At 64.2% G+C, this 20,825-nt stretch carries 25 protein-coding genes; 23 read left to right on the top strand and 2 right to left on the bottom strand.

Annotation, left to right across the window (positions count from 1 at the left end):
• A partial coding sequence (locus tag VMI09_03875) for an isoaspartyl peptidase/L-asparaginase (protein HTQ23808.1) occupies positions 1–457 on the top strand: 457 nt, incomplete at its 5' end.
• 21 nt (positions 458–478) lie between these two features.
• Positions 479–2,257 carry a glycosyltransferase family 39 protein gene (locus VMI09_03870; GenBank protein HTQ23807.1) on the top strand — a complete coding sequence of 593 codons (1,779 nt, stop codon included), beginning with the start codon at positions 479–481 and terminating at the stop codon, positions 2,255–2,257.
• A 65-nt stretch (positions 2,258–2,322) separates the two neighbouring features.
• Here VMI09_03870 and VMI09_03865 read toward each other — a convergent pair whose 3' ends face one another.
• Positions 2,323–2,931, bottom strand: a complete 609-nt coding sequence (locus VMI09_03865) for a glutathione S-transferase family protein (protein ID HTQ23806.1) — start codon at positions 2,929–2,931, stop codon at positions 2,323–2,325.
• Positions 2,932–3,099: 168 nt separating this feature from the next.
• Here VMI09_03865 and VMI09_03860 point away from each other — a divergent pair, with 168 nt between their 5' ends.
• From VMI09_03860 to VMI09_03790, 15 genes are all read left to right on the top strand, one after another.
• The gene (locus tag VMI09_03860) at positions 3,100–3,435 is read left to right on the top strand and encodes a zinc ribbon domain-containing protein (GenBank protein HTQ23805.1); all 336 of its coding nucleotides are present in this window, start codon (positions 3,100–3,102) and stop codon (positions 3,433–3,435) included.
• Between the two features lie 95 nt (positions 3,436–3,530).
• On the top strand, positions 3,531–3,785 hold the full coding sequence (locus VMI09_03855; GenBank protein HTQ23804.1) for a hypothetical protein: 255 nt from the start codon (positions 3,531–3,533) through the stop codon (positions 3,783–3,785).
• Positions 3,786–3,876: 91 nt separating this feature from the next.
• Positions 3,877–4,752, top strand: coding sequence for a fumarylacetoacetate hydrolase family protein (locus tag VMI09_03850; protein HTQ23803.1), 876 nt, complete (start codon positions 3,877–3,879; stop codon positions 4,750–4,752).
• Positions 4,753–4,755: 3 nt separating this feature from the next.
• On the top strand, positions 4,756–5,340 hold the full coding sequence (locus VMI09_03845; protein HTQ23802.1) for a nitroreductase family protein: 585 nt from the start codon (positions 4,756–4,758) through the stop codon (positions 5,338–5,340).
• A gap of 150 nt (positions 5,341–5,490) precedes the next feature.
• Positions 5,491–5,904, top strand: coding sequence for an NADH-quinone oxidoreductase subunit A (locus VMI09_03840; protein HTQ23801.1), 414 nt, complete (start codon positions 5,491–5,493; stop codon positions 5,902–5,904).
• A 19-nt stretch (positions 5,905–5,923) separates the two neighbouring features.
• Positions 5,924–6,427, top strand: a complete 504-nt coding sequence (nuoB, locus tag VMI09_03835) for an NADH-quinone oxidoreductase subunit NuoB (GenBank protein ID HTQ23800.1) — start codon at positions 5,924–5,926, stop codon at positions 6,425–6,427.
• Positions 6,428–6,439: 12 nt separating this feature from the next.
• Positions 6,440–6,964, top strand: coding sequence for an NADH-quinone oxidoreductase subunit C (locus VMI09_03830; GenBank protein HTQ23799.1), 525 nt, complete (start codon positions 6,440–6,442; stop codon positions 6,962–6,964).
• Positions 6,961–8,094 (top strand): NADPH-quinone oxidoreductase, encoded by a 1,134-nt coding sequence (locus VMI09_03825; protein HTQ23798.1) that lies wholly within the window; start codon positions 6,961–6,963, stop codon positions 8,092–8,094. Before VMI09_03830 ends, VMI09_03825 begins: the two co-directional genes overlap by 4 nt.
• Positions 8,095–8,101: 7 nt before the next feature.
• Entirely contained in the window at positions 8,102–9,292 is a 1,191-nt protein-coding gene (nuoH, locus tag VMI09_03820) for an NADH-quinone oxidoreductase subunit NuoH (protein ID HTQ23797.1), read from the top strand.
• 45 nt (positions 9,293–9,337) lie between these two features.
• Positions 9,338–10,165 (top strand): 4Fe-4S binding protein, encoded by an 828-nt coding sequence (locus VMI09_03815; GenBank protein HTQ23796.1) that lies wholly within the window; start codon positions 9,338–9,340, stop codon positions 10,163–10,165.
• Positions 10,166–10,197: 32 nt separating this feature from the next.
• The gene (locus VMI09_03810) at positions 10,198–10,779 is read left to right on the top strand and encodes an NADH-quinone oxidoreductase subunit J (GenBank protein HTQ23795.1); all 582 of its coding nucleotides are present in this window, start codon (positions 10,198–10,200) and stop codon (positions 10,777–10,779) included.
• A gap of 4 nt (positions 10,780–10,783) precedes the next feature.
• Positions 10,784–11,098: an NADH-quinone oxidoreductase subunit NuoK gene (gene nuoK, locus VMI09_03805; protein HTQ23794.1), complete on the top strand. Its 315-nt coding sequence runs from the start codon at positions 10,784–10,786 to the stop codon at positions 11,096–11,098.
• 188 nt (positions 11,099–11,286) lie between these two features.
• Positions 11,287–13,359 (top strand): NADH-quinone oxidoreductase subunit L, encoded by a 2,073-nt coding sequence (gene nuoL, locus VMI09_03800; GenBank protein ID HTQ23793.1) that lies wholly within the window; start codon positions 11,287–11,289, stop codon positions 13,357–13,359.
• Positions 13,360–13,411: 52 nt separating this feature from the next.
• A complete protein-coding gene (locus VMI09_03795) occupies positions 13,412–14,914 on the top strand; it encodes an NADH-quinone oxidoreductase subunit M (protein HTQ23792.1) in 1,503 nt (500 codons plus the stop codon).
• A 97-nt stretch (positions 14,915–15,011) separates the two neighbouring features.
• Positions 15,012–16,499 carry an NADH-quinone oxidoreductase subunit N gene (locus VMI09_03790; GenBank protein HTQ23791.1) on the top strand — a complete coding sequence of 496 codons (1,488 nt, stop codon included), beginning with the start codon at positions 15,012–15,014 and terminating at the stop codon, positions 16,497–16,499.
• A gap of 38 nt (positions 16,500–16,537) precedes the next feature.
• Here the strand turns inward: VMI09_03790 and VMI09_03785 are convergent, their stop codons facing one another.
• Positions 16,538–17,089 carry a carboxymuconolactone decarboxylase family protein gene (locus VMI09_03785; GenBank protein HTQ23790.1) on the bottom strand — a complete coding sequence of 184 codons (552 nt, stop codon included), beginning with the start codon at positions 17,087–17,089 and terminating at the stop codon, positions 16,538–16,540.
• 121 nt (positions 17,090–17,210) lie between these two features.
• On the opposite strand from VMI09_03785, the gene VMI09_03780 reads away from it, so the two are divergent.
• The 6 genes from VMI09_03780 to VMI09_03755 all read left to right on the top strand — a co-directional run.
• A complete protein-coding gene (locus tag VMI09_03780; GenBank protein HTQ23789.1) occupies positions 17,211–17,999 on the top strand; it encodes an SDR family NAD(P)-dependent oxidoreductase in 789 nt (262 codons plus the stop codon).
• Between the two features lie 179 nt (positions 18,000–18,178).
• Complete coding sequence (locus tag VMI09_03775; protein HTQ23788.1) at positions 18,179–18,358, top strand: hypothetical protein; 180 nt, start codon at positions 18,179–18,181, stop codon at positions 18,356–18,358.
• Positions 18,359–18,364: 6 nt separating this feature from the next.
• The gene (gene rsmI, locus VMI09_03770) at positions 18,365–19,246 is read left to right on the top strand and encodes a 16S rRNA (cytidine(1402)-2'-O)-methyltransferase (protein HTQ23787.1); all 882 of its coding nucleotides are present in this window, start codon (positions 18,365–18,367) and stop codon (positions 19,244–19,246) included.
• A gap of 96 nt (positions 19,247–19,342) precedes the next feature.
• The gene (aroQ, locus tag VMI09_03765; GenBank protein ID HTQ23786.1) at positions 19,343–19,864 is read left to right on the top strand and encodes a type II 3-dehydroquinate dehydratase; all 522 of its coding nucleotides are present in this window, start codon (positions 19,343–19,345) and stop codon (positions 19,862–19,864) included.
• A gap of 58 nt (positions 19,865–19,922) precedes the next feature.
• Positions 19,923–20,414, top strand: coding sequence for an acetyl-CoA carboxylase biotin carboxyl carrier protein (accB, locus tag VMI09_03760; protein HTQ23785.1), 492 nt, complete (start codon positions 19,923–19,925; stop codon positions 20,412–20,414).
• A 28-nt stretch (positions 20,415–20,442) separates the two neighbouring features.
• Positions 20,443–20,825 (top strand): biotin carboxylase N-terminal domain-containing protein (locus VMI09_03755; GenBank protein ID HTQ23784.1); only part of this gene is annotated, 383 nt, incomplete at its 3' end.

Raw genomic sequence — 20,825 nt, 5'->3', positions numbered from 1 at the left:
CGGTCCCGGCCCCTTCGGCACGGTCGGCGCGGTGGCGCTCGACGCCCACGGCGGGCTCGCCGCCGCGACCTCCACCGGCGGGGTCAGCGGTAAGCTGCCCGGCCGCGTCGGCGACTCCGCCATCATCGGCGCTGGCACTTTTGCCGACGCCGCCGGAGCTGCGTCCGCGACGGGGCAGGGCGAAGCCATTATGAAGGCCATGCTCTGCCGCGAAGTGATCATGGCGCTGAAGCGCAGCTCGCCGCAGGCGGTCGCCGAGCGCGCGATTGCCGAGCTGGCGGTGCTTACCGGGGGGCAGGCCGGCGTCATCCTGGTCGATGGCCGCAGCAGGTTCGGCTACGCGCACAATGCGGAAGTGATGGATGTCGTGATGTTCGATGCGACGGGCGGATTCGATTATCGATGGGTTGAGCCGCTGCGGAGCCACAACCGCGGGGCGGGTACGCCGCGCGGCTGAACCGAGTTGAGCGTCTCAGCGATGGAAATTGAGGTGCCCTCGCATCCGCCGGTACGGCTCGGTACGCAGCGGGCGATAGTGGTCGCTCTGATTGCGGCGGCTATCGTTCTCAGTCTCGGAATTGGTGCGCCGTTCGAGAAAGACCAGGAGCCGCAGTCCGCGCAATGGGTACAGGCCGTCGTTGATCGCGGACAATGGATGCTGCCGCGCGACGACTACGGCGGACTGATTCGCAAACCGCCGCTTTACTACTGGCTTTCGGCGCTGGCAGTGAAGACTGGTGCGGTGGCTGACAACGAAGTGGGCACACGAATGGTCGCGCTTGCGGCAGGCGTTCTGCTCGCGGTCGCCACGATGCGCTGGAGCGCGGTATTCGTCGGCGAGGCCACCGGATGGCTCGCGCTCGCCTTTGTGCTCGGGACTTACGGGTTCGCCTGCCGCGCGACCCTAGCGCTGACCGACATGCTGCTGTCGTTTCTGCTCTTCACCGCGTGGTGTTGCGTGTATCGGCTGCTGGAAGAGAACGGCTCGCGCGCGACGATGATCGGCGGCGGCGTCCTGCTCGGACTGGGAGTACTTACCAAGGGGCCGATTGCGATTGTGCTGATCGCTCTGGCGGGGTTTATCTATCTGCCGCTGAGTGGACGGTCTCCGCTTGCGGTGATGCGCTGCGGATGGCCGTGGCTGATGACCGCCATAGCGATCGCGATTGGCGCTTGCTGGTACGTGCCGGCGTTCATCGCGGGCGGACCGCTTCTGATCGGAGTGTTCCTTTCCGAGAATTTCGGCCACTTCATGCCCTCGGCGATGGGCGGGACGGGCGAGGCGTCGCGGCCGCTCTGGTATATCGCGGTGCGGATGTTCGGCGGCGCGCTGCCGCAGAGCCTGCTGGCCGTGGCGCTTGCGCTATCGCTTTGGCGGCGCGACGAGAATGAATGCGCACGCAAGCCGCTGCTTTTTCAATTAAGCCTCGTGCTGGCGGTGCTGGTTTTCTTTTCGGTCGCCAGTTCCAAACGCGACGACTATATTCTGCCCGCGATGCCCTCGCTGGCGATTCTTTTTGCCTCCCTCTTCACCGGCGCCGCGATCGCTCCCGGCCGCGAGGGTTCAGCATCGGCCGGGATGCGCAATCTCATTGCGGCGGCGATCGCGGCCGTATCCATCGCGGCGGTCGCCGGCTCCCTGATTGCCGCGCATGAGCCGCATCTGTCGGCGGCGCTTTCGGCGAGACTGCGATCGAGCGACGCCGACTTTCTCACGCTGTTTCTCGGCGGGATGCGTCGGATGGCGCCGCCGTTTGCGGTGTTTGCCGCCCTCTTGAGCGCGGGCGCGATCTGCGTGTTCGCCGGCCTGATGGGTCGCCGGCCGCTCTGGTCCGGCGCTGGGTTGGCGGCGATAGCGATCGCCGGTTCGTCGCTTTTCGCCGGCACGCTCAAGCCCGCCTCCGCGCGCATGCGATCGATGAAGACGTTTGCGAGTCAGATTCAGCGCCGAGTCGGCGACGACGCGCCGCTTTACGTCGCGCATGGCCACGACTACGAGTTGTCCTTCTATTACGGTCGCGGAATCTGGGGCCTCGACCTTGCCGACCCTGCTGTTTTGAGCGCCGATTTGGCCGCCGATCGTCCGATATACGTCGTTGCCCGTCCGCGCGAACTCGCGCAGGTGGCCCCTGCGCTCCGCGATCGCATGAAACTCGTGATGCAGTCCGGTCTGGCCGGCGGCGACGGCCCGCCCGCACTGTATGAACTGGAGTCCCGCGCTTTGAAATACGGTCCGCCTGCGGCCGAACGGCGATGAACCGCAGCGAGGCCGGCAGACAAGCTACGGCCTCGCTTCCTGCGAACCCGGCTTGTCCGAAAACTCTAGGCTTTGGCGCTCGGACGTGAAGACACCGCCTCGTACCATCGCGCTAGGTTCTTCTGCTCGGGCACTATCCGCAGCTTGACCAGGCGGGCAAAATCGATCGCCACCAGCGCCGTGATGTCCGCGATAGTGTAACGCTCGCCGGCGATGAATTTGCTGTCGGCCAGGAAGCCGTCGATCATCCCGAACATCTTCTCCGCCGCCTGGCGGCAGACCTCGCCGTACTCGGGCACCTGCGGGATGCGTCCCTTGAAGAAATCCGAGGTGTTGCGAAATGCCCCGGTTACCGGTGTGAACAGGTACAGTTCCATCCGCCGCTGCCACATCTCGACGAGCGCCTTGTCGCGGGCGTCGGTACCCATCAGTCGCGTCTCGGGATGGGTCTCTTCGAAGTAGCGGCAGATCGCGACCGTCTCGGCAAGTATCGTGCCGTCGTCGAGTTGCAGCACCGGGACTCCGCCGAACGGATTGATCTTCAGGAACTCGGGGCTGCGATTCTGCGCCTTGGCGAGATCGATCTGTTCGTCGGGAAGCTGGACGCCTTTTTCGGCAAGGAAGATTCTCACGCGCCGCGGGTTGGGCGCCATCTTGTAATCGTAAAGCTTCATCGTCGTCTCTCCTTGCCGAATCCGGCTCAAGCGCCGCGAAATCGCTGCGGAATGGTAGCAACGCCCGCAGTTTGATGACAATGGGCGCGGGCCGGTCAGGCGGGTATCCGGCGGAATCGACGGGGCCGCGGTTTGCCCGCTTCACTGGGCGGAGTTATTGTCATTGCGATGCCGATTTACGAGTACGAATGCGCGGCCTGCGCAAGGATAAGCTCGCACGTCGTGATGGGTTCGCGTCGGCGCGAGCGGCCCGTCTGTCCCGCGTGTGGTGCGGGGCGGCTTAAGCGCGTGATGTCGTCGTTTGCCGTGGTTTCGAGCGAGGCCTCGCGTCTGGCGGAGTTCGATACCTCGAAGCCGCGCGACGAATCGTTCTATCGCGATTCGCGCAACGTCGGCCTGTGGGCCAAAAAGCGCGCCAAGGAAATGGGCGCCGACCTCGGATCTAAATTCGAGGAGACGGTCGAAAAAGCGCGCAGCGGCAAGCTGATCAAGGAAATGCAGTAAGCAGGTCCCGCGCCGCGTGCCGAATCGCGGATGCATCAACGGAGACTCGAGGGGACTACGCGCGGAACCGGGAAAAAGGCGGGGCAGAGGGAGAAATGGACGAAAAAGATCGCCTCGGTGAGAAGCTTCGCGACGTGGAACATGCGCGCGAAGAGCAATGGGCGCATCAGCACGACCAGGAACTGCTCGAGAAGCTGCGCAAAAAGGGTGAGGCGGCGTTATGTCCGCAGTGCCGCAAGCCGCTGGTGGCGGAGACGCGCGCGGGGGTTGCGATGATGGCGTGTGCGGACAAGCACGGCGCATGGCTGCGCGCCGAAGTGCTCGAGCCTCTCCTCAAGCGTGTGAAGTGAACGCATCAGGTTGGCGGTCGCGGCGGCTCGCGCGCTCGCGCCGCCCGTATCGTTTAGCGCTCGCGCGCCTGCGCGGGCCGGGGGAAATGAGATGAAGCTCGCAACCTTTACCCATCAGGGAAGCACGCGAATCGGCGTCGTGGTTGAGGACGCGGTGGTCGACCTGGCCGCGGCGGCTCCGGAACTGCCGCGCGAGATGGCGGCGCTGCTCGCGGCCGGCGCAGGTGCGATGGATCGCGCGCGCGCGTCTGCGGCGGCGGGAAAAAGCCGGATTCCGCTTGGCCAGGTCAGGCTCGAAGCCCCGGTTAGGCGTCCGCCGGAATTCCTCGCGATCGGCCTTAACTACGCCGACCATATTGGAGAAACAGGGCGCGAGCGTCCCACGTTTCCGATCTTCTTCAACAAGCAGATCACCTGCGTCAACGGACCCTACGATCCGATTCATCGGCCGCGCGCGTCCGAGGCGCTCGACTATGAAGGCGAACTCGGCTTTGTAATTGGCCGGCGCTGCCGTCACGTGCCGCGCGATCGCGCACACGAGGTTATCGGCGGCTATATGATCATCAACGACGTGAGCGTGCGCGACTGGCAGCGCAAGTCAGCCACGATGACGCTCGGCAAGTCCTGGGACACGCATGGTCCCACCGGTCCGTGGATCGTGACGCCGGACGAAATCGGCGATCCGCACGCGCTCGACTTGCGCACGCTGGTCAACGGCGAGGTGCGTCAGCACTCGAACACACGCCATCTGATTTTCGACTGCTTCTCGATCATCGAGACGCTCTCGACCGTGTGCACGCTCGAGCCCGGTCTGATCGTCTCGACCGGAACCCCGTCGGGCGTGGCCCTGGCGATGAAGCCGCCGCGCTGGCTCAAGGCCGGCGACGTGGTGCGGATCGAGATTGAGAAAATCGGCCATATCGAAAACCGCGTGATCGAGGAACCTGCCGGTACCACGGTAATTTGATCCATGCAAAAGCCGGCAGAGACGGACTATCCGATCGAAGACGTGCTCCGGCGGCGATGGGGTCCGCGGGCGTTCTCGGAGCGTCCGGTCGAGCCGGAGAAGCTCGCGAGCATGTTCGAGGCGGCACGCTGGTCGGCCTCCTGCTACAACGAACAGCCGTGGAGCTTTATTGTGGCCACGCGCGACGATGCGGCCGAGTTCGCGCGCCTGCTCGGCTGCCTGGTCGAGGGCAACCAGGCCTGGGCTTCCCATGCGCCGGTGTTGATGGTGTCGGTGGCGCGACTGAATTTCGCCCAGAACGGCAAGCCGAACCGCCACGCGATCCACGACGTCGGGCTGGCGACAGCGCAGCTGATTCTGCAGGCGACCGCGATGGGGCTGTTCGCGCATCCGATGGCCGGTTTCTATCCCGACAAGGTGCGCGAGCTTTACGGCGTGCCCGAAGACTACGAGCCGGTGGCCGCGATCGCCGCGGGCTATCCGGGCGATCCGGCGGCGCTTTCCGAATCGCTGCGCCAGCGCGAGCTTGCGCCGCGCGTGCGCAAGCCGCAAACGGAATTCGTGATGCGCGGACGATTCCGCTCCTGAGCGGAGCCTCCATTTTTCCGCTCTTCGGCGGATCCCCATGTTGACAGGCTGAGTTGACAGTCTGATCTTCGCCAACTAGATGAGGATTATCGATAGCCGCGTGCGCTGAGTGTCGCAGGGTCGCCACGCGCGGCCGCAGATGTAAAGGCTATGTACTTTCAGTTCAGCGTCGCCCTTGCCCTCACTATCCTGGCGCTTGGCGTCTCGGCGCTGCTGATCGGCCTGCAGAAACTGCTCGCGCCGAGTAATCCGCACGCGCGCAAGCTGATGACCTACGAGTGCGGCGAACCACCTACCGGCCGCGCCTGGATAAACTTCAACGTTCGCTTCTATCTGATCGCGCTGGTTTTCGTGATCTTCGAAGTCGAGATCGCCTTTATCTACCCGGTCGCGGTCGTGTTTTCCGACTGGGTGCGCCACGGTCAGCGGCTGTTCGCGCTCGCCGAACTGCTCATCTTTCTGCTGATCCTGCTGGTGGGACTGGCCTACGTCTGGGTCAAGCACGACCTCGAATGGGTAAAGCAGGTCCCCGCAAGCAACCCTCTCACCGGAAGCGTAGACTGATAGCTGGAGGGTCCTGAAAATGCCCCTGCTGAACAGCCTGCCGGACTATGTTCTGACCACCAAGACCGACGAGTTGATCAACTGGATGCGCAAGTCGAGCATCTGGTACATGCTCTTCGGGCTCGCCTGCTGCGCGATCGAGCTGATGCATACCGGCGGTCCACGTGCCGATATCGAACGCTTCGGCGCCACGCCGCGCGCCTCCGCGCGCCAGTCCGACCTGATGATCATCGCGGGCACGCTGACGCTCAAGATGGCGCTGCGGACGCGGCTGCTCTACGACCAGATGCCCGATCCTAAGTACGTAATCTCGATGGGCAGCTGCTCGAACTGCGGCGGCCTGTTCCAGCTCGCCTACTCGGTGTGCGACGGAGTCGACAAGGTAATCCCGGTCGACGTTTACGTGCCGGGATGCCCGCCACGTCCGGAAGCGCTGACCGAGGGCCTGCTGAAGCTGCAGGAGAAGATCATGACCGAGCGCTGGCTCGCCAAGGCGCCAGCCGCCAACGGAGAGGCCGCTTAGCCGCCGTCAACGATGGAGCCGCTCCAGATATACGAGCGACTCAAGGGGCGCTTCGGCGAGCGGATTCTGGAGACGGTAGAGAAAAAGCCCGACCCCTTTGCGGTCGTCGATCCGGCCGCGCTCCTCGAAATCTGCCGCTACCTGCGCGAGGAACCAGAGCTTGCGATGGATTGCCTGTCGAACGAGACCGGCGTCGATTACAAGGACCGCGTCGAGGTCGTTTACCATCTGTTCTCGTACCTCCATCGTCACGGCGCCGTGCTCAAGGTGAGGCTGCCGCGCGAGGAGCCGCGCGTCGCGACCGTCGAGAACATCTGGAAGTCCGCCAACTGGATGGAGCGCGAGATTTTCGACCTGGTTGGCGTCAACTTCGAGGGCCATAGCGATCTCCGCCGCATCCTGATGCCCGAGGATTGGCCCGGCCATCCGCTGCGCAAGGATTTCGTCGAGCCGCAGGAATATCACGGTATCTCGACCGTGCGCGAAAGCCCGATCGTTCGCCTGGATCAACTCAAGGACCAGCACAAGAAGAAATGAGCGACACCGCCGAACCAACGCTGCGCACCGAGGAAATGACCCTCAACATGGGGCCGCAGCATCCCTCGACCCACGGGGTGTTGCGCTTCGTGATCCGCGCCGACGGCGAGGTGATGCGCGAGGCTGTGCCCGACGTCGGTTACCTCCATCGGTCGATTGAAAAGATTGCCGAGAAGGTCGGCTATCACGGGTTCATGCCTTACACCGACCGCGTCGATTACGTGTGCGCGATGTTCACCAACCAGGGCTGGGCGATGGCGTGCGAGAAGCTCGCGAATATCGAAGTCCCGCGCCGCGGCGAGTATTGCCGAGTGATCGCGACGGAGTTCAACCGGCTCGCGTCGCATTTGCTGACCGTCGGTCTGATGGGGATGGATATCGGCGCGATGACGCCGTTTCTGCACGCGCTGCGCGAGCGCGAGATGATAAACGATCTGATCGAGGAGCTCTGCGGCGCGCGGCTTACCTTCAACTACATGCGGATCGGCGGCGTGGCGTGGGACCTGCCGCCGGGATGGCGCGAGAAGGCGCTCGCCTACCTCGACCATCTCGACCCGATCCTCGAGGAATACAACGCGCTCTTCTCCTACAACAAGATTTGCATCCAGCGCCTGGCCAACGTCGCGCCGATCAGCGCCGAGGAGGCGATAAACTACAACCTCGTCGGTCCCAATCTGCGCGCCTGCGGCGTCAAATGGGACGTGCGCAAGGAGATGCCCTACTCAGTCTATCCCGACTTCGATTTCGACGTTCCCATCGGCCGCGGCGAGTGGGGGACGATCGGCGACTCGATGGACCGCTACATGATGCGGATCTACGAGATGCGCGAATCGTCGAAGATCCTCCGCCAGGCGCTGACGCGGATGCCCGACGGTCCGGTGCTGGCCAAGGTGGTGCGCAATCTCAGGCCGCCGGCCAGCGAATGCCAGGTGCGGGTGGAAAGCGCGCGCGGCGACCAGGGATGGTATGTCGTTAGCGACGGCACCGGCTATCCGTGGCGGGTCCACGTGCGCACCGGCTCCTTCGCCGCTATGGGAATCATCCAGAAACTCAGCCGCGGACTGATGATCGCGGACCTCGTGGTGCTCATCGCGAGCCTCGACGTTATCGCGCCGGAGATCGATCGCTAGGACGCCGATGCAGAACTGGATCGACAGCCTTATCGCGGCCGGCGACTTCGGAAAAAATCCGCCGCGCGACCTCGTCTATGCGGCCTTCATCTTCGCGCTGAGCGCGGTGGTCTTTCTGGGCGTGGCGTTCCCCTTCGCCGGGATCGTGAGCTGGGTCGAGCGCCGCGTGTGGGCGCGGATCCAGTCGCGCGTCGGCCCCAACCGCGTCGGCCCCAACGGCTCGCTGCAATGGCTGGCCGACGGCGCCAAGCACGTGCTCAAGGAAGACGTCATCCCGGACGAGGCCGACCCCAGGCTGTTCAAGCTCGCGCCCTACCTGGTGGTACTCGGGTTCGTGCTGCCGTGGGCAGTGATGCCGTTTTCCTCGGCGCTCATCCTGGCCGACCTCAACGTCGGCATCCTGTACTTCACCGCGGTAACCGCGCTGACGGTGGTCGGCGTGCTGATGGCCGGTTGGGCGTCGGACAACAAATGGTCGCTGATCGGCGGAATCCGCTCGGCGGCGCAGATTATCAGCTACGAGATTCCCGCCGGGATGTCGATTTTCCCGGTGGTGCTGATCACCGGCACGCTCTCCATGCAGGGGATCATCCGGGCCCAGGAATGGGAGCCTTACCACTGGTTCCTGTTCTCGAATCCGTTCTGCTTCGTCGCGGCGATCGTGCTTTACGTCTCGGCGCTCGCCGAAGGTAATCGCACGCCCTTCGATCTGCCGGAGGCCGAGTCCGAACTGGTTGCGGGGTTTGCGACCGAGTACAGCGGGATGCGCTATCTGCTTTTCTTCTTCGCCGAGTGGGGCAACATGTTCATCGCCGGCGCGCTTATCACGACCTTGTATCTCGGCGGATGGCAGGCGCCGCGGCTGAGCGCGAATCCTGTCGTGATGAACGTGCTCGAGTTGTTGAGCTTCAATGTCAAGGTGCTGTTTCTGGTCTTTACCTCGATGTGGGTGCGGGGCACGCTCCCGCGAGTACGAATCGACCAGATGATGTCGCTTTGCTGGAAGTTCTTTGTCCCGATTTCGTTCATCAATATGATCGGCACCGCGGTGTGGGTGGCAATCTGGCCCGAAGGCAATCGGGTCGCGGGCTATGTAATGTTCGCGTTGGGCGTGGCGATCGCCGTGCTCTTCATCCAGCGCGTAATGTACTATCTCAGGCGCTCACGGATGGAGATGTACCTGCATCCCACGATCTGAACGACCCTGACCAATCGCGAGGTTGACGGACTGAACAAGATGGGTGTGGCAAGCGGATACTTTCGCCATATCAGGGACGCCGTCGTCACCATCTTCGACGGCATGGCGGTGAGCGCGTCGCATCTGATCCGCCGCCCCTACACGATTCAGTACCCGGATCGCACGCCGGTGCGCGTGCAGGACACGCTGCCCTTCCGCTATCGCGGTATCCTCGACGTTGACCTGGAAATTTGTACGGGATGCCTCGCGTGCGAGCGTGCCTGTCCGATCGATTGCATCGTTATCGTGTGCGAGAAAAATGCGCAGACCCGCGAATTGACGATCTCGCAGTTCGATATCGACATCGCCAAATGCATGTATTGCGGGCTCTGCAGCGAGCCGTGCCCCACCGGATCGATCCATCATACGACCGAATTCGAGGGCGCTGACTTTTCGCTCGAGAGCCTGATTCGCCGCTTCGTACCCGAGCCGCTGGTGGCCTACAAGGTCAAGAAGGGTCCCGAGCCCGACGTCCATGTCGGGCATCTGCTGGAGCGCGGCATGCGTTACGTCGAGGAATGGGCGCAGCCGGGCGGCAAGCCGCCCGCCGCGCCGGCAGGGTCAGCGCCGTCCGCCGCCGGGGCCGCGGCGAAGGCGGCGGCCCCGGCGGCGCCGCCGAAGCCTGCCTCGCCGCCGGCGGGCGGCGCCGCCGCGGCAGTTGGCGTGAAACCCGCTTCCGCAGCGGCGCCGTCCGCCACTCCGCCCGCGGCGGGCGCATCCGCGCCCGCCGGCCCCGTTGCCGCAAAGCCGCAGGGTCCGGCAGCCGAAGCGGCGGAGACCACCGCTTCGGCAGCCGGTCCTAATTCCGGAAAGGACGAGCCGGAACCGGCATAGCCCTTCCGGCCGCGCGCAAGGGGACTGCTACGATGCTGAACCCGCTCGCAGCGCAAATAGTCTTCTACGTCATTGCCGCGGTCACCGTCGGCTTTGCAGCGCTGGTCGCGTTCTCACGCAACATCGTTTACTCGGCGTTTGCGTTGGTCGGCGCCCTGATGGGAGTCGCCGGGATCTATATTCTGCTTGCGGCGGACTTCGTCGCGATGGTGCAGGTACTGCTTTACGTGGGCGGGATCGTGGTGCTGACGATTTTTGCCGTGATGCTGACCCAGGGAATTGGGGATGTTGCCGTTTCGAATCGGGCGGCGGGACCATTCGCGGGCTTGAGCGTGGTGGCACTCGCGGGAGCGGTGATGCTGTATGCGACATTGCGGACGCCGTGGCATGTCGCGTCAGCTATCGAGGTCTCGGCGACGACCTACAGCGTAGGCAACGCCTTTTTAGGCGCGTATGTGCTGCCGTTCGAGATCGCCTCGCTGGTTTTGTTGGCGGCGCTGATCGGCGCGGTCGTTATCTCGCGCCAGGACCCGGTGCCTGGTCAGAACTCCGCGCCATCTCGGGATGCCACAACAGCGCCGCCGGGCGCGGCTGCGGACAAGGGTGAAGGCTAACCGTATGGCCGGAGGAATTACGCTCGACCATTTCCTGGTGCTGGGGCTGATCCTGTTTCTGCTCGGGTCCTACTGCGTGCTGACGCGGCGCAACGCGATCGGCATCCTGATGGGTATCGAGCTGATCCTGAACGCCGCGAATATCAACTATCTCGCCTTCGCCTACTTTGGGGGCGCGCGCTACGACGGACAGATCTTTGCGATCTTCGTAATCATGCTGGCGGCGGCGGAGGCGGTCATCGGGCTCGCCGTGATCCTCGCCATCTACCAGAACCTGCGGACGATCGACGTCGATGCCACCGAGACGCTCAGCGGCTGAGCGTCGCCGCCGCGCCGAGCGCCACGGCTCCACGCTGCGGCCCGTGCCGCCGCTTCGGGCGCCGCGCTTGCCTTGTTTTCGCCGCGCTTTCTGCTTATATCGACCCGATCCCCGTTGGCGATCCCGCTTGTCGTCGTTGGGTCGGATTGGGCGCGATTGCGGTGGGGTTGAGGTGAGGCTCTAGCGCGATGGAGCATCCGCTCGCGGCCGATTTCGTGCGCTGGATCGTGTTGCTGCCGCTGCTTGGCGCGGCGGTGAACTTTTTCGCCGGCGCGCACATCCAGCGCGAATTCGGCAAGCGCGCGATAAGCGTTGTCGGATGCGGCACAGTGGCGGCGGCTTTCGCAATTGCCGTTTACGCCTGGGTCCGGATGCTGGCGGCGGCGCCCGCCGATCGCTTCATGCTCGACGACCTGTGGCGATGGATTCACGTCGGACCGCTGAACCTCGACATCGCGCTCTCGCTCGACCCGCTCTCGATGCTGATGGTGTTGATCATCACCGGCGTCGGCGGCCTGATTCACCTCTACTCGACCGGCTACATGCACGAGGACGAGTCCTACTGGCGCTTCTTCGCGTGGCTCAATCTGTTTACGTTCGCGATGCTGGTGCTGGTGCTGGCGGACAATCTTTGGCTGATGTTCGTCGGCTGGGAAGGCGTGGGATTGTGCTCCTTCGCGCTGATCGGTTTCTGGTACAAGGAACTCGCCAATACCGCTGCCGGGAACAAGGCGTTTATCGTCAATCGCGTTGGCGACTGGGCGTTCGTGGTCGCGCTCTATGCGTTGTTCACCGGACTCGGCGCGGTCGGCCATCCGACCCTGGTCATCCGCGAAGTCGCCCGCTTCGCGCCGGCGCTTGCCGGAGCGCCGGGTTACTTCGGGATGTCGCTGGTCACCTTCGTAACGCTGCTGCTGTTCGCGGGCGCGACCGGAAAGTCGGCGCAGATTCCGCTGCATGTCTGGCTGCCTGACGCGATGGCGGGGCCGACTCCGGTAAGCGCGCTGATCCATGCGGCCACGATGGTGACGGCGGGCGTGTACATGGTGGCGCGGCTCAATTTCCTCTTCTCGATGGCGCCGGCGACGATGCTCGCGATCGCGACGGTTGGCTCGCTGACCGCGTTCTTCGCCGCCACCATCGGCACCACGCAGGACGACATCAAGAAGGTGCTGGCCTATTCGACCGTGAGCCAGCTCGGCTACATGTTTGCGGCGGTCGGCGTCGGCGCCTACGTTGACGGCGTCTTTCACCTGATGACGCACGCGTTCTTCAAGGCCTGCCTGTTCCTCGGCGCGGGTTCGGTGATTCACGCGATGGGCGGGGTGCAGGACATGCGGCTGATGGGCGGCCTGCGCGAGCGGCTGCCGATCACCTGCTGGACTTTTCTTGCCGCGACGCTCGCGCTCTGCGGCGTTCCGCCGTTTGCGGGCTTCATGTCGAAGGACGCGATCATCTGGGACAGCTTCGCGCACGGCCATCCGCTGCTCTGGGCGCTCCTGTGGATCGGCGCAGGAATCACGGCCTTCTACATGTTCCGCCAGGTCTATATGACCTTCTTCGGCGAGTTCCGCGGGTCGCACGAACAGGAGCATCATCTGCACGAATCGCCGCCGTCGATGACGCTCGCGCTGGTGGTGCTGGGCGCGCTTTCGATGATCGGCGGCTTCGTAAGATTGCCGGCGTTTATCGAGCGACTCGATCCTTTCGGCCATCCGTTTGCTAATTTCCTCGCGCCCGTGTTCGCCGCGCCCGCGACGCGGCAGGTGGTTGAATCCGCCGCCGAGAACCGCGGCGCCGAGGCCGGCCTGGCGCTGCTGTCGCTCGCGATGGTTGGCGCAGGATGGTTCCTGGCCGATCTCATCTATCGCCAGGGCTCGACCGCCTGTGATTGGGTCGGCGAACTGTGGGGCGGCGCGCTCTATCGCGCAGTGTTGAACAAGTACTACGTTGACGAGGCGTACGCGGCAGGCCCGGTCGCCGCGACGCTCGAGACTTCGCGCGCCGCGGCCTGGTTCGATTTCCACGTAATCGACTGGATGGTCAACTTCGCCGCCACGCTGACTGTTGTCGGTTCGTGGTTCTCGGGGCTGCTCGACCGCTACGTGGTTGACGGACTGGTCAATCTCATCTCCAACGTGACGCTGGATGCGGGTCGGCGGATGCGGCGGCTGCAGACCGGCTCGATCAACGGTTACCTGTACGGAATTCTGGCGGCGGTTACGTTCGCCCTCATCGTTCGCGCGATGCTGCGGACCTGAGGCGGAGGCGGGGAGGAGCGTCGAGGCCAAGAGCCGGATCGCGCAACCGACGATGAGTCATCCGCTGACCCTGATCACCTTTATCCCGCTCATCGGAATGGTCCTGATCCTCGCATGCCCCCGAGGCCAGGAGAAATTCATCCGCTGGATCGCGGCCGCGGCCACCCTGGCGCAAGTGCTTATCGCAGCATGGCTCTATGCCAAGTTCGATACCGCGACGGCGGCCATTCAATTCACCGAGCATTGCGCCTGGATTCCGGCCTATCACATTTTTTATTTTCTCGGCGTTGACGGGATCAGCATCTCGATGGTTCTGCTGACCGCGATCATCTGCTTCATCTCGGTGTTCGCGAGTTTCAGCATCGAACGCGGCGAACGCGGCTACTATGCGCTGTTGCTGTTGCTCGACACCGGCATGATGGGCGTGTTCGTGGCGCTCGATTTTTTCCTGTTCTACATCTTCTGGGAGGTGATGCTGCTGCCGATGTACTTCCTCATCGGCATCTGGGGCGGACCGCGGCGCGAGTACGCAGCGATCAAGTTTTTTCTCTACACGCTGCTCGGCTCGGTGCTGATCCTGCTCGCGATGCTGGGGCTGTACTATTACGGGGCGACGCCGACCTTCGACATGATCGAGCTTGCGGCCAATTCCGGCAGCTACTCGATGACCTTTCAGCGCGTGGCCTGGATCGCGCTGTTCATCGGTTTCGCGATCAAGATTCCGGCGTTTCCGTTCCACACCTGGCTGCCCGATGCGCATGTCGAGGCGCCCACCGCGATCAGCGTCATCCTGGCCGGCGTGCTGCTCAAGATGGGCACCTACGGCATCCTGCGCATCAACTTTTCGATCCTGCCGGCGGCGAGCCATGAATTCGCTTTCTGGGCGCTCGGCGCGATCGGCACGATCAACATCGTGTACGGCGCACTGTGCGCGATGGCGCAGAGCGACTATAAAAAACTCATCGCTTATTCCTCGGTCAGCCACATGGGTTACGTGATGCTCGGGATGGCGGCGCTGACCACGGCCGGATTGAACGGCGCGGTGCTGCAGATGTTCAATCACGGAACGATCACCGCGATGCTCTTTCTGCTGGTCGGGGTGATCTACGATCGCACGCACCATCGCGAGATCGCGGGCTTCGGCGGCCTCGCGAGCCAGATGCCAATGTATGCCGCGCTCACCGGCTTCGCGTTCTTCGCCGCGATGGGCTTGCCTGGGCTCTCGGCCTTCATCTCCGAGGTGCTGGTGCTGATCGGCGCATGGCAGCCCTACCCGGTGCTGACCGTGCTTGGCGCAGGCACCGCGATACTGACCGCGGGCTACATGCTGTGGACTTTCCAGCGTATCTATCTCGGCCCGCTCAACGAGAAATACAAGACGCTTGGCGACCTCACGCTGCGCGAGGCCTTCACCCTCGTCCCGCTCGCGATCATCGTGCTGATCCTCGGCGTTTATCCGCACGCCATCCTCGACCTGCTCGGCGTCTCGTTAAATCACGTCAACCAGGTCGTGCTAATGGCGCATGCGCCGGCGGCCGCCGCCGGGGCGCCATGAAGAGCGGACGCGGGCAGCGGCCGATCGGCGGACGGATTCAGGCGGACTGAGCCGGGCGGGACAAAGCGGGCGAACGAGCCACACCAGGCGAATCAGAATGGACCTCGGCAACTTCGCGAGCCTCGGCCACTTCCTTCCCGAATTGCTGCTCACCGCGGGCGTCGTCCTGCTGGTGGTCGTCGATTTGGTCCTGCGCGACAAGACGCCGCTCGGCGATATCGCGCTCATCATCACCGCCGGTGCGCTCGTGCTCATCGCGATCGAGCCGGCGCAGCGCGGCGCATGGCTGTTCCATCGCATGCTGGTGTTCGACGCCTTCGCCGTCTTCTTCCGCGCGCTGATCGCGCTGGCCGCGCTGGTCGCGGTGTGGATGTCGATCGGCTCGGTTGAGGTGCGCCACAGCGACCAGGGCGAGTACTACGCCATCCTGCTCGCGAGCACGCTCGGGATGTTCCTGATGGCGGAGGCGGCGAATCTGCTGATGGCGTACCTGGCGCTCGAGTTGGTGAGCCTGACCTCTTACATCCTGACCGGCTTTCTGCGGCGCAACCGGCGCTCCCAGGAGGCCGCGCTCAAGTACCTGATCTACGGCGGCGTCGCCTCGGGCACCATGATTTACGGAATGAGCTGGATTTTCGGGATCGCCGGCTCGCTCGACTTTGGCGCGATCAACCAGGCGCTGAGCGCACCCGGCCATCTGCCCGTGCTCACCGTGTTCATCGCGCTGGTGCTGATTCTGGCGGGGCTCGGCTACAAGATCGCCTCTGTGCCGTTTCACATGTGGGCGCCCGACGTTTACACCGGCGCGCCGATTCCGGTCACGACCTTTCTCGCCGTGGGTTCGAAGGCCGCTGGCTTCGCACTGCTGACCCGCTTTTTCTATCCCGCGATCTCGCGCCTGGGCGCGGGCGGAAACTGGCAGGCGCTCGTCGGCGTCGATTGGCCGCAGCTTTTGCTGGTCGTATGCGTGATCACGATGACGCTCGGCAACCTCGCCGCGCTCCAGCAGACCAACATGAAACGGCTGCTCGCGTACTCGTCGATCGCGCAGGCCGGCTATGCGCTGATGGGCGTGGTGATCCTGACCAACGACGGCGTGCGCGCGATGCTGTTCTACTTGTTCGCCTACTACGTGATGGACGCGGGAGCGTTCCTGGTCGTGATGATCGTGGCCAACGCGACCGGGCGCGAGGACCTCGAAGCCTATCGCGGACTTGCCTGGCGGGGCGGCGCGCTGCCGGCAATCGCACTCGCGACTTTCCTGCTTTCGCTGACCGGCATCCCCGCGACCGTCGGTTTCATCGGCAAGTTCTACATCTTTGCCGCGGTGATTCGTTCGCACTTCTACGTGCTCGCGGTGATCGGCATCCTCAATTCGACCATCTCGCTGTACTACTACATGGCCCCGGTCAGGATGATGTTCCTGGAGGAGCCTCACGGCGACGAGACCCCGCTTACGTTCGAGCCGTGGACTTACGGCCTGATGGGTGTGCTGGCGTGCGCGACGATCGTACTGGGACTTTACTGGACGCCGATCATCGCCTTCGCCGACCGCTCGATGCACTTCTTCACTGGTCCGTCGTAGGCGAGCGTCGCTCGCAAGGCGCAGCGGCGCATGATCCTCTATTTCCTCGGCAGCGGAAATTCCTCGAGATAGTGCTGGTACTCCGGCTCGACGTCGATCTGCAGCGTAGCGAGCAACCGCACTACGCCGTTGTAAACGGCAATGGTCATGACCAGGTCCACCAGGCGTTCGTTGTCCAGTTCGGCGCGGAGCGCGGCGAAAGTCGCGTCGGATATCGCGAGGTCGCGCGTCATTTCGCGGGCCGCGCGGAGCACCGCCTTCGCGAGCGGCTCCAGGGCGCTTTGCCGGCCCGCGGTCTCTTCCGCGAGCGCGCGAAGGTCGCCGTCCGAAACTCCGAATTCGCGGCCGATCTTCACGTGATGCGAGTATTCGTAGGGCGAACGGGTAAGATAGCCGACCTGCAGGATCGCCAACTCGCGCAGGCGCGGATCGAGCCGGCTCTTGAAGCGGATGAACGTGGCGAGCGCGCTGAAAGCGCGCGCGCCGTCCGGACTGTGCGCCAGCGCGCGCACGAGATTGATGTTGCGCGCGAGCAGGTCCTGGTTCTCCGGCGCCAGGTCAGATTTGTCGAGATAGGGCAGACGTGCCATCGCGTGGAACCTCCTCGAAAGCGTCTCGCGCTTGATGCGCTGAGGGTCGCAGGCTAGATGCTATAGCGCCTGGCCGCGGCGGCCGACAACCGCGCGGCGAAGCAAACGGAGTGAAACGGAAATGGGTAAGCTCGACGGAAAAATTGCGCTGATCACCGGCGCGGGATCGGGAATCGGACGGGCGACCGCGCTGCTGTTCGCCGCCGAAGGCGCGAAGGTCGCGGTGGCTGATCGCGCTGCGGACAACGCCCGCGCGGTCGTTGCCGAAATCACCAGCAGCGGCGGCGAGGCGATAGCGATTGTGGCCGACGTATCGAAAGCCGCCGATACCGAGCGGATGGTGGCCGAGACGGTGGGCCGCTTCGGCCGCCTCGACATCCTTTACAACAACGCCGGCATCGGCTTTGCGCGGCGCACCCATATGCTCACCGAGGAGGAGTGGGATCGCACGATCGACGTCGATCTAAAGGGCGTTTTCCTCGGCTGCAAATACGCCCTGCCCGAGCTGATGAAAAATGGCGGCGTTATCCTGAGCACCGCGTCGGTCGCCGGGATCGAGGGTTTTCGCCAGATGGCTGCGTACTGCGCCGCGAAGGCCGGCGTCATCCTGCTGACCAAGTCGCTGGCGATGGATTACGCGGAGCACGGGATTCGCGTCAACTGTATCTGTCCCGGATCGATCGAAACGCCGCTGTACGAGAGCGGCTTCGACAACCTCACACCCGAGCGGCGCGAGCGAGCCCATCAGGCGTTCGCCGCGATGCATCTGTTGGGGCGCGCCGGCGAACCCGAAGAAATTGCGCGCGTCGCGCTTTTCCTGTGCTCGCAAGACGCATCTTTCATCACCGGACAGGCCGTAGTCGCCGACGGAGGCTACTCGACGGGTCATCGAATGATAAGAATCGGCTAAAGGAAACACGAAAGATTTAGAGCAAACAGCCGGGACCGCTTTTGCCCGTCCGATCGCAATTTCATGGTCAGCGTCCGCGCACGGATGTATATTTACGACTGAAGGTTGATTTTTCGATCGGACTTTTCATTCGGCCGGCGCATGCGGGGGCACATCGCCGGAGATCGAGGGAGTGTGAAATGTCTTCGATACGGTTTGCCCTGTTCTTCGGCTTGCTCAGCGGAATCGCGGCCTTTGTCGGTTGCGACTCGTTCGAGACAGTCCTGGCGCTCGGGATGCTCGGTCTCATGCACATGAGCGTCGTCGCGGCGCGCAAGGCCGACGAGACGGTCGTCCGGGAAGAGATCCGACGCCGATAGCCGCGCGTGGCGGCAAAGCTTTACGTCGTTGCGATGCCGATCGGCGACCCCGCCGATCTGAGCCCCCGCGCACTGGCGACTCTGGCCGAGGTCGATCTGATTGCATGCGAGGACACGCGGCGAATCGCACCGTTGCTCGCCGCTAATTCGATTCGCACACAGACCGTCAGTTATTTCGAGCATAACGAAGAACGCCGCACGCCTGAACTGATTGAGCGGATGCGCCGCGGCGAGCGGATCGCGCTGGTAACCGACGCTGGTACGCCAGCCATCTCCGACCCGGGCTTCAGGCTGGTGCGCGCGGCGCTCGACGCCGGAATCGAGGTCGGCGCGATTCCAGGCCCGTCGGCGGTGGTCGCAGCGCTCTCGATCGCCGGATTGCCCACTGATCGTTTCACGTTCGAGGGGTTCCTCTCCTCAAAGGCAGGAGCACGGCAAAACGAGCTGAAGGCGCTTGGGCGCGAGCGGCGTACGATGGTGTTCTTCGAGGCGGCGCGCCGGCTTGGCGCGGCGCTGTCCGACATGGCCGAAATCTTCGGTGCCGCGCGCGAGGCCGCCGTCGCGCGCGAAATCGGCAAGACCTACGAGGAGGTGGTGGGCGGAACTTTAGGGGAGTTGGCGGCGCGCTTCACCGCAACGCCCGCGCGTGGAGAGATTACGCTGGTGGTAGCCGGGGCCGGCCGTGAACAGGAAGCGGAAGAGGAAGCCCGCGCCGGCGATTCAGCCGCCGCGCCAGCACTCACGGTGGAAATGCTCTGCGAGGCCGGGCTTTCGCTCAAGCAGGCGAGCACGGTGATCGCGCATCTGGGCGGGCGCAGCCGGCGCGAGGTCTATCAGGCCGCGCTGGCTTCGCGGCGAACACGCCAAGACGAGAAGCGGGATGATTAGTGATGTCTTGGCGCGTCAGGCCGCGCGGCGCTGTTGATGCGCACCACGATGGTTGCTTGAAAGCCGTGGGTTGGTAGGCTTCAATGCCCGCCAGCGATGGCAATCAGGGAAAAACCCGGTCCCGCCGCGGAAACCAAGGTGCGAGGCGCGCCGACGGCACTGACGACGGTGTTGATCATCCACGGACCGAACCTCAACCTGCTCGGCCAGCGCGAGCCGGAAATCTATGGCCGCACGCGTCTGGGTGACATCGACCGCGCACTCAAGGCACTGGGACGCGAACTGGGCCTCAAGGTCGAGACGTTCCAGTCCAACAGTGAAGGAGCGATCGTGGACCGAATCCAGCGGGCGCGCGGGCGCGCGGGGGCGTTGGTGATAAATCCGGCCGCCTATACCCACACTAGCGTGGCCATCCGCGACGCGATCACCGCCTGCGATCTGCCGACCGTCGAGGTCCATCTGTCCAACGTGTACGCGCGTGAGCCGTTTCGCCATCACTCGACCATCGCGGGCATCGTGGTTGGCCGGATCATGGGATTTGGCGCCGAGGGCTATCTGCTCGCACTTCGCGCGGCGAGGCGGATGATCGAGACGAAGCAGGGCGCTGCGGATGCCTAACCGCCGGACGCCGTTTGGCGTAACGCGAGACGGCGTGCGCCGTACTTCTAGAGCATCGATGGAACTGCGGGAACTTAAAGCTCTGCTCGCTCTGATGCGCGACTTCGGGCTGAGCGAGCTTGAAATCGAAGACAAAAAGGGCAAGGTGCGCCTGGTGCGCTCGGCCGGTTCCCTCGGTGAGCATCCGCCAGCCCCGGCCGGTCCGCCGAAGCTCGCCGTAGCGCGCGCGGCCGCGGCCAACGCGTCCGGCGCTGCCGGCGCTGCGGCGGCCAATACGCGGCCGGCGGCCGCGCCGGAGCTCGCTCCCGGTCATCGCTACGTGCAGAGCCCGATGGTGGGGACGTTTTACCGCGCCGCGTCGCCCGATTCCGATCCCTTCGTCGAGGAGGGCGACAGCGTGCGCAAGGGCCAGGCGCTCTGCATCATCGAGGCGATGAAGATGATGAACGAGATCGAAGCCGAGATTAGTGGTAAGCTGGTCAAGATCCTGTGCGACAATGGCCAGCCCATCGAATACGGGCAGCCCCTGATGATAATCGAGGCCGGCTGAGGCCGCGCCCGACGTAAGCGACCGCGCCATGTTCAAGAAACTGCTGGTAGCAAACCGCGGCACGATCGCAATCCGGATAATTCGCGCCTGCCGCGAACTGGACATCGCGACGCTGGCGGTCTATTCGACCGCCGACAAGGACGCGCTGCACGTGCGCATGGCCGACGAGGCGGTGTGCATCGGGCCCGCCGCGGCCGAAGACAGCTACCTCAACATCCCGTCGATCATCAGCACGGCGCTGACCTACGGCGCCGACGCGGTGCATCCCGGCTACGGCTTTCTCTCCGAGAACGGCGACTTCGCCGAGGCGTGCCGGCGCTCGGGTCTGCACTTCGTCGGCCCGCTGGCGCGCCATATTCGCCTCATGGGCGACAAGCCGCGCGCACGCCGCATCATGATACGCGCCGGCGT

Source organism: Candidatus Binataceae bacterium, assembly GCA_035500095.1.
In the GTDB taxonomy this organism is placed as follows: Bacteria; Desulfobacterota; Binatia; order Binatales; family Binataceae; genus JAKAVN01.
This window is presented reverse-complemented; position numbering and strand designations above follow the sequence as displayed.

Coding starts and splice junctions, on each gene's coding strand:
- VMI09_03870 (HTQ23807.1), top strand. CDS start 479: ATGGAAATTGAGGTGCCCTCGCATCCGCCGGTACGGCTCGGTACGCAG.
- VMI09_03775 (HTQ23788.1), top strand. CDS start 18,179: ATGTCTTCGATACGGTTTGCCCTGTTCTTCGGCTTGCTCAGCGGAATC.
- VMI09_03780 (HTQ23789.1), top strand. CDS start 17,211: ATGGGTAAGCTCGACGGAAAAATTGCGCTGATCACCGGCGCGGGATCG.
- nuoB (HTQ23800.1), top strand. CDS start 5,924: ATGCCCCTGCTGAACAGCCTGCCGGACTATGTTCTGACCACCAAGACC.
- nuoK (HTQ23794.1), top strand. CDS start 10,784: ATGGCCGGAGGAATTACGCTCGACCATTTCCTGGTGCTGGGGCTGATC.
- VMI09_03850 (HTQ23803.1), top strand. CDS start 3,877: ATGAAGCTCGCAACCTTTACCCATCAGGGAAGCACGCGAATCGGCGTC.
- nuoH (HTQ23797.1), top strand. CDS start 8,102: ATGCAGAACTGGATCGACAGCCTTATCGCGGCCGGCGACTTCGGAAAA.
- VMI09_03860 (HTQ23805.1), top strand. CDS start 3,100: ATGCCGATTTACGAGTACGAATGCGCGGCCTGCGCAAGGATAAGCTCG.
- VMI09_03825 (HTQ23798.1), top strand. CDS start 6,961: ATGAGCGACACCGCCGAACCAACGCTGCGCACCGAGGAAATGACCCTC.
- VMI09_03845 (HTQ23802.1), top strand. CDS start 4,756: ATGCAAAAGCCGGCAGAGACGGACTATCCGATCGAAGACGTGCTCCGG.
- VMI09_03795 (HTQ23792.1), top strand. CDS start 13,412: ATGAGTCATCCGCTGACCCTGATCACCTTTATCCCGCTCATCGGAATG.
- accB (HTQ23785.1), top strand. CDS start 19,923: ATGGAACTGCGGGAACTTAAAGCTCTGCTCGCTCTGATGCGCGACTTC.
- VMI09_03830 (HTQ23799.1), top strand. CDS start 6,440: ATGGAGCCGCTCCAGATATACGAGCGACTCAAGGGGCGCTTCGGCGAG.
- aroQ (HTQ23786.1), top strand. CDS start 19,343: ATGGCAATCAGGGAAAAACCCGGTCCCGCCGCGGAAACCAAGGTGCGA.
- VMI09_03790 (HTQ23791.1), top strand. CDS start 15,012: ATGGACCTCGGCAACTTCGCGAGCCTCGGCCACTTCCTTCCCGAATTG.
- VMI09_03855 (HTQ23804.1), top strand. CDS start 3,531: ATGGACGAAAAAGATCGCCTCGGTGAGAAGCTTCGCGACGTGGAACAT.
- VMI09_03810 (HTQ23795.1), top strand. CDS start 10,198: ATGCTGAACCCGCTCGCAGCGCAAATAGTCTTCTACGTCATTGCCGCG.
- VMI09_03840 (HTQ23801.1), top strand. CDS start 5,491: ATGTACTTTCAGTTCAGCGTCGCCCTTGCCCTCACTATCCTGGCGCTT.
- nuoL (HTQ23793.1), top strand. CDS start 11,287: ATGGAGCATCCGCTCGCGGCCGATTTCGTGCGCTGGATCGTGTTGCTG.
- VMI09_03785 (HTQ23790.1), bottom strand. CDS start 17,089: ATGGCACGTCTGCCCTATCTCGACAAATCTGACCTGGCGCCGGAGAAC.
- VMI09_03865 (HTQ23806.1), bottom strand. CDS start 2,931: ATGAAGCTTTACGATTACAAGATGGCGCCCAACCCGCGGCGCGTGAGA.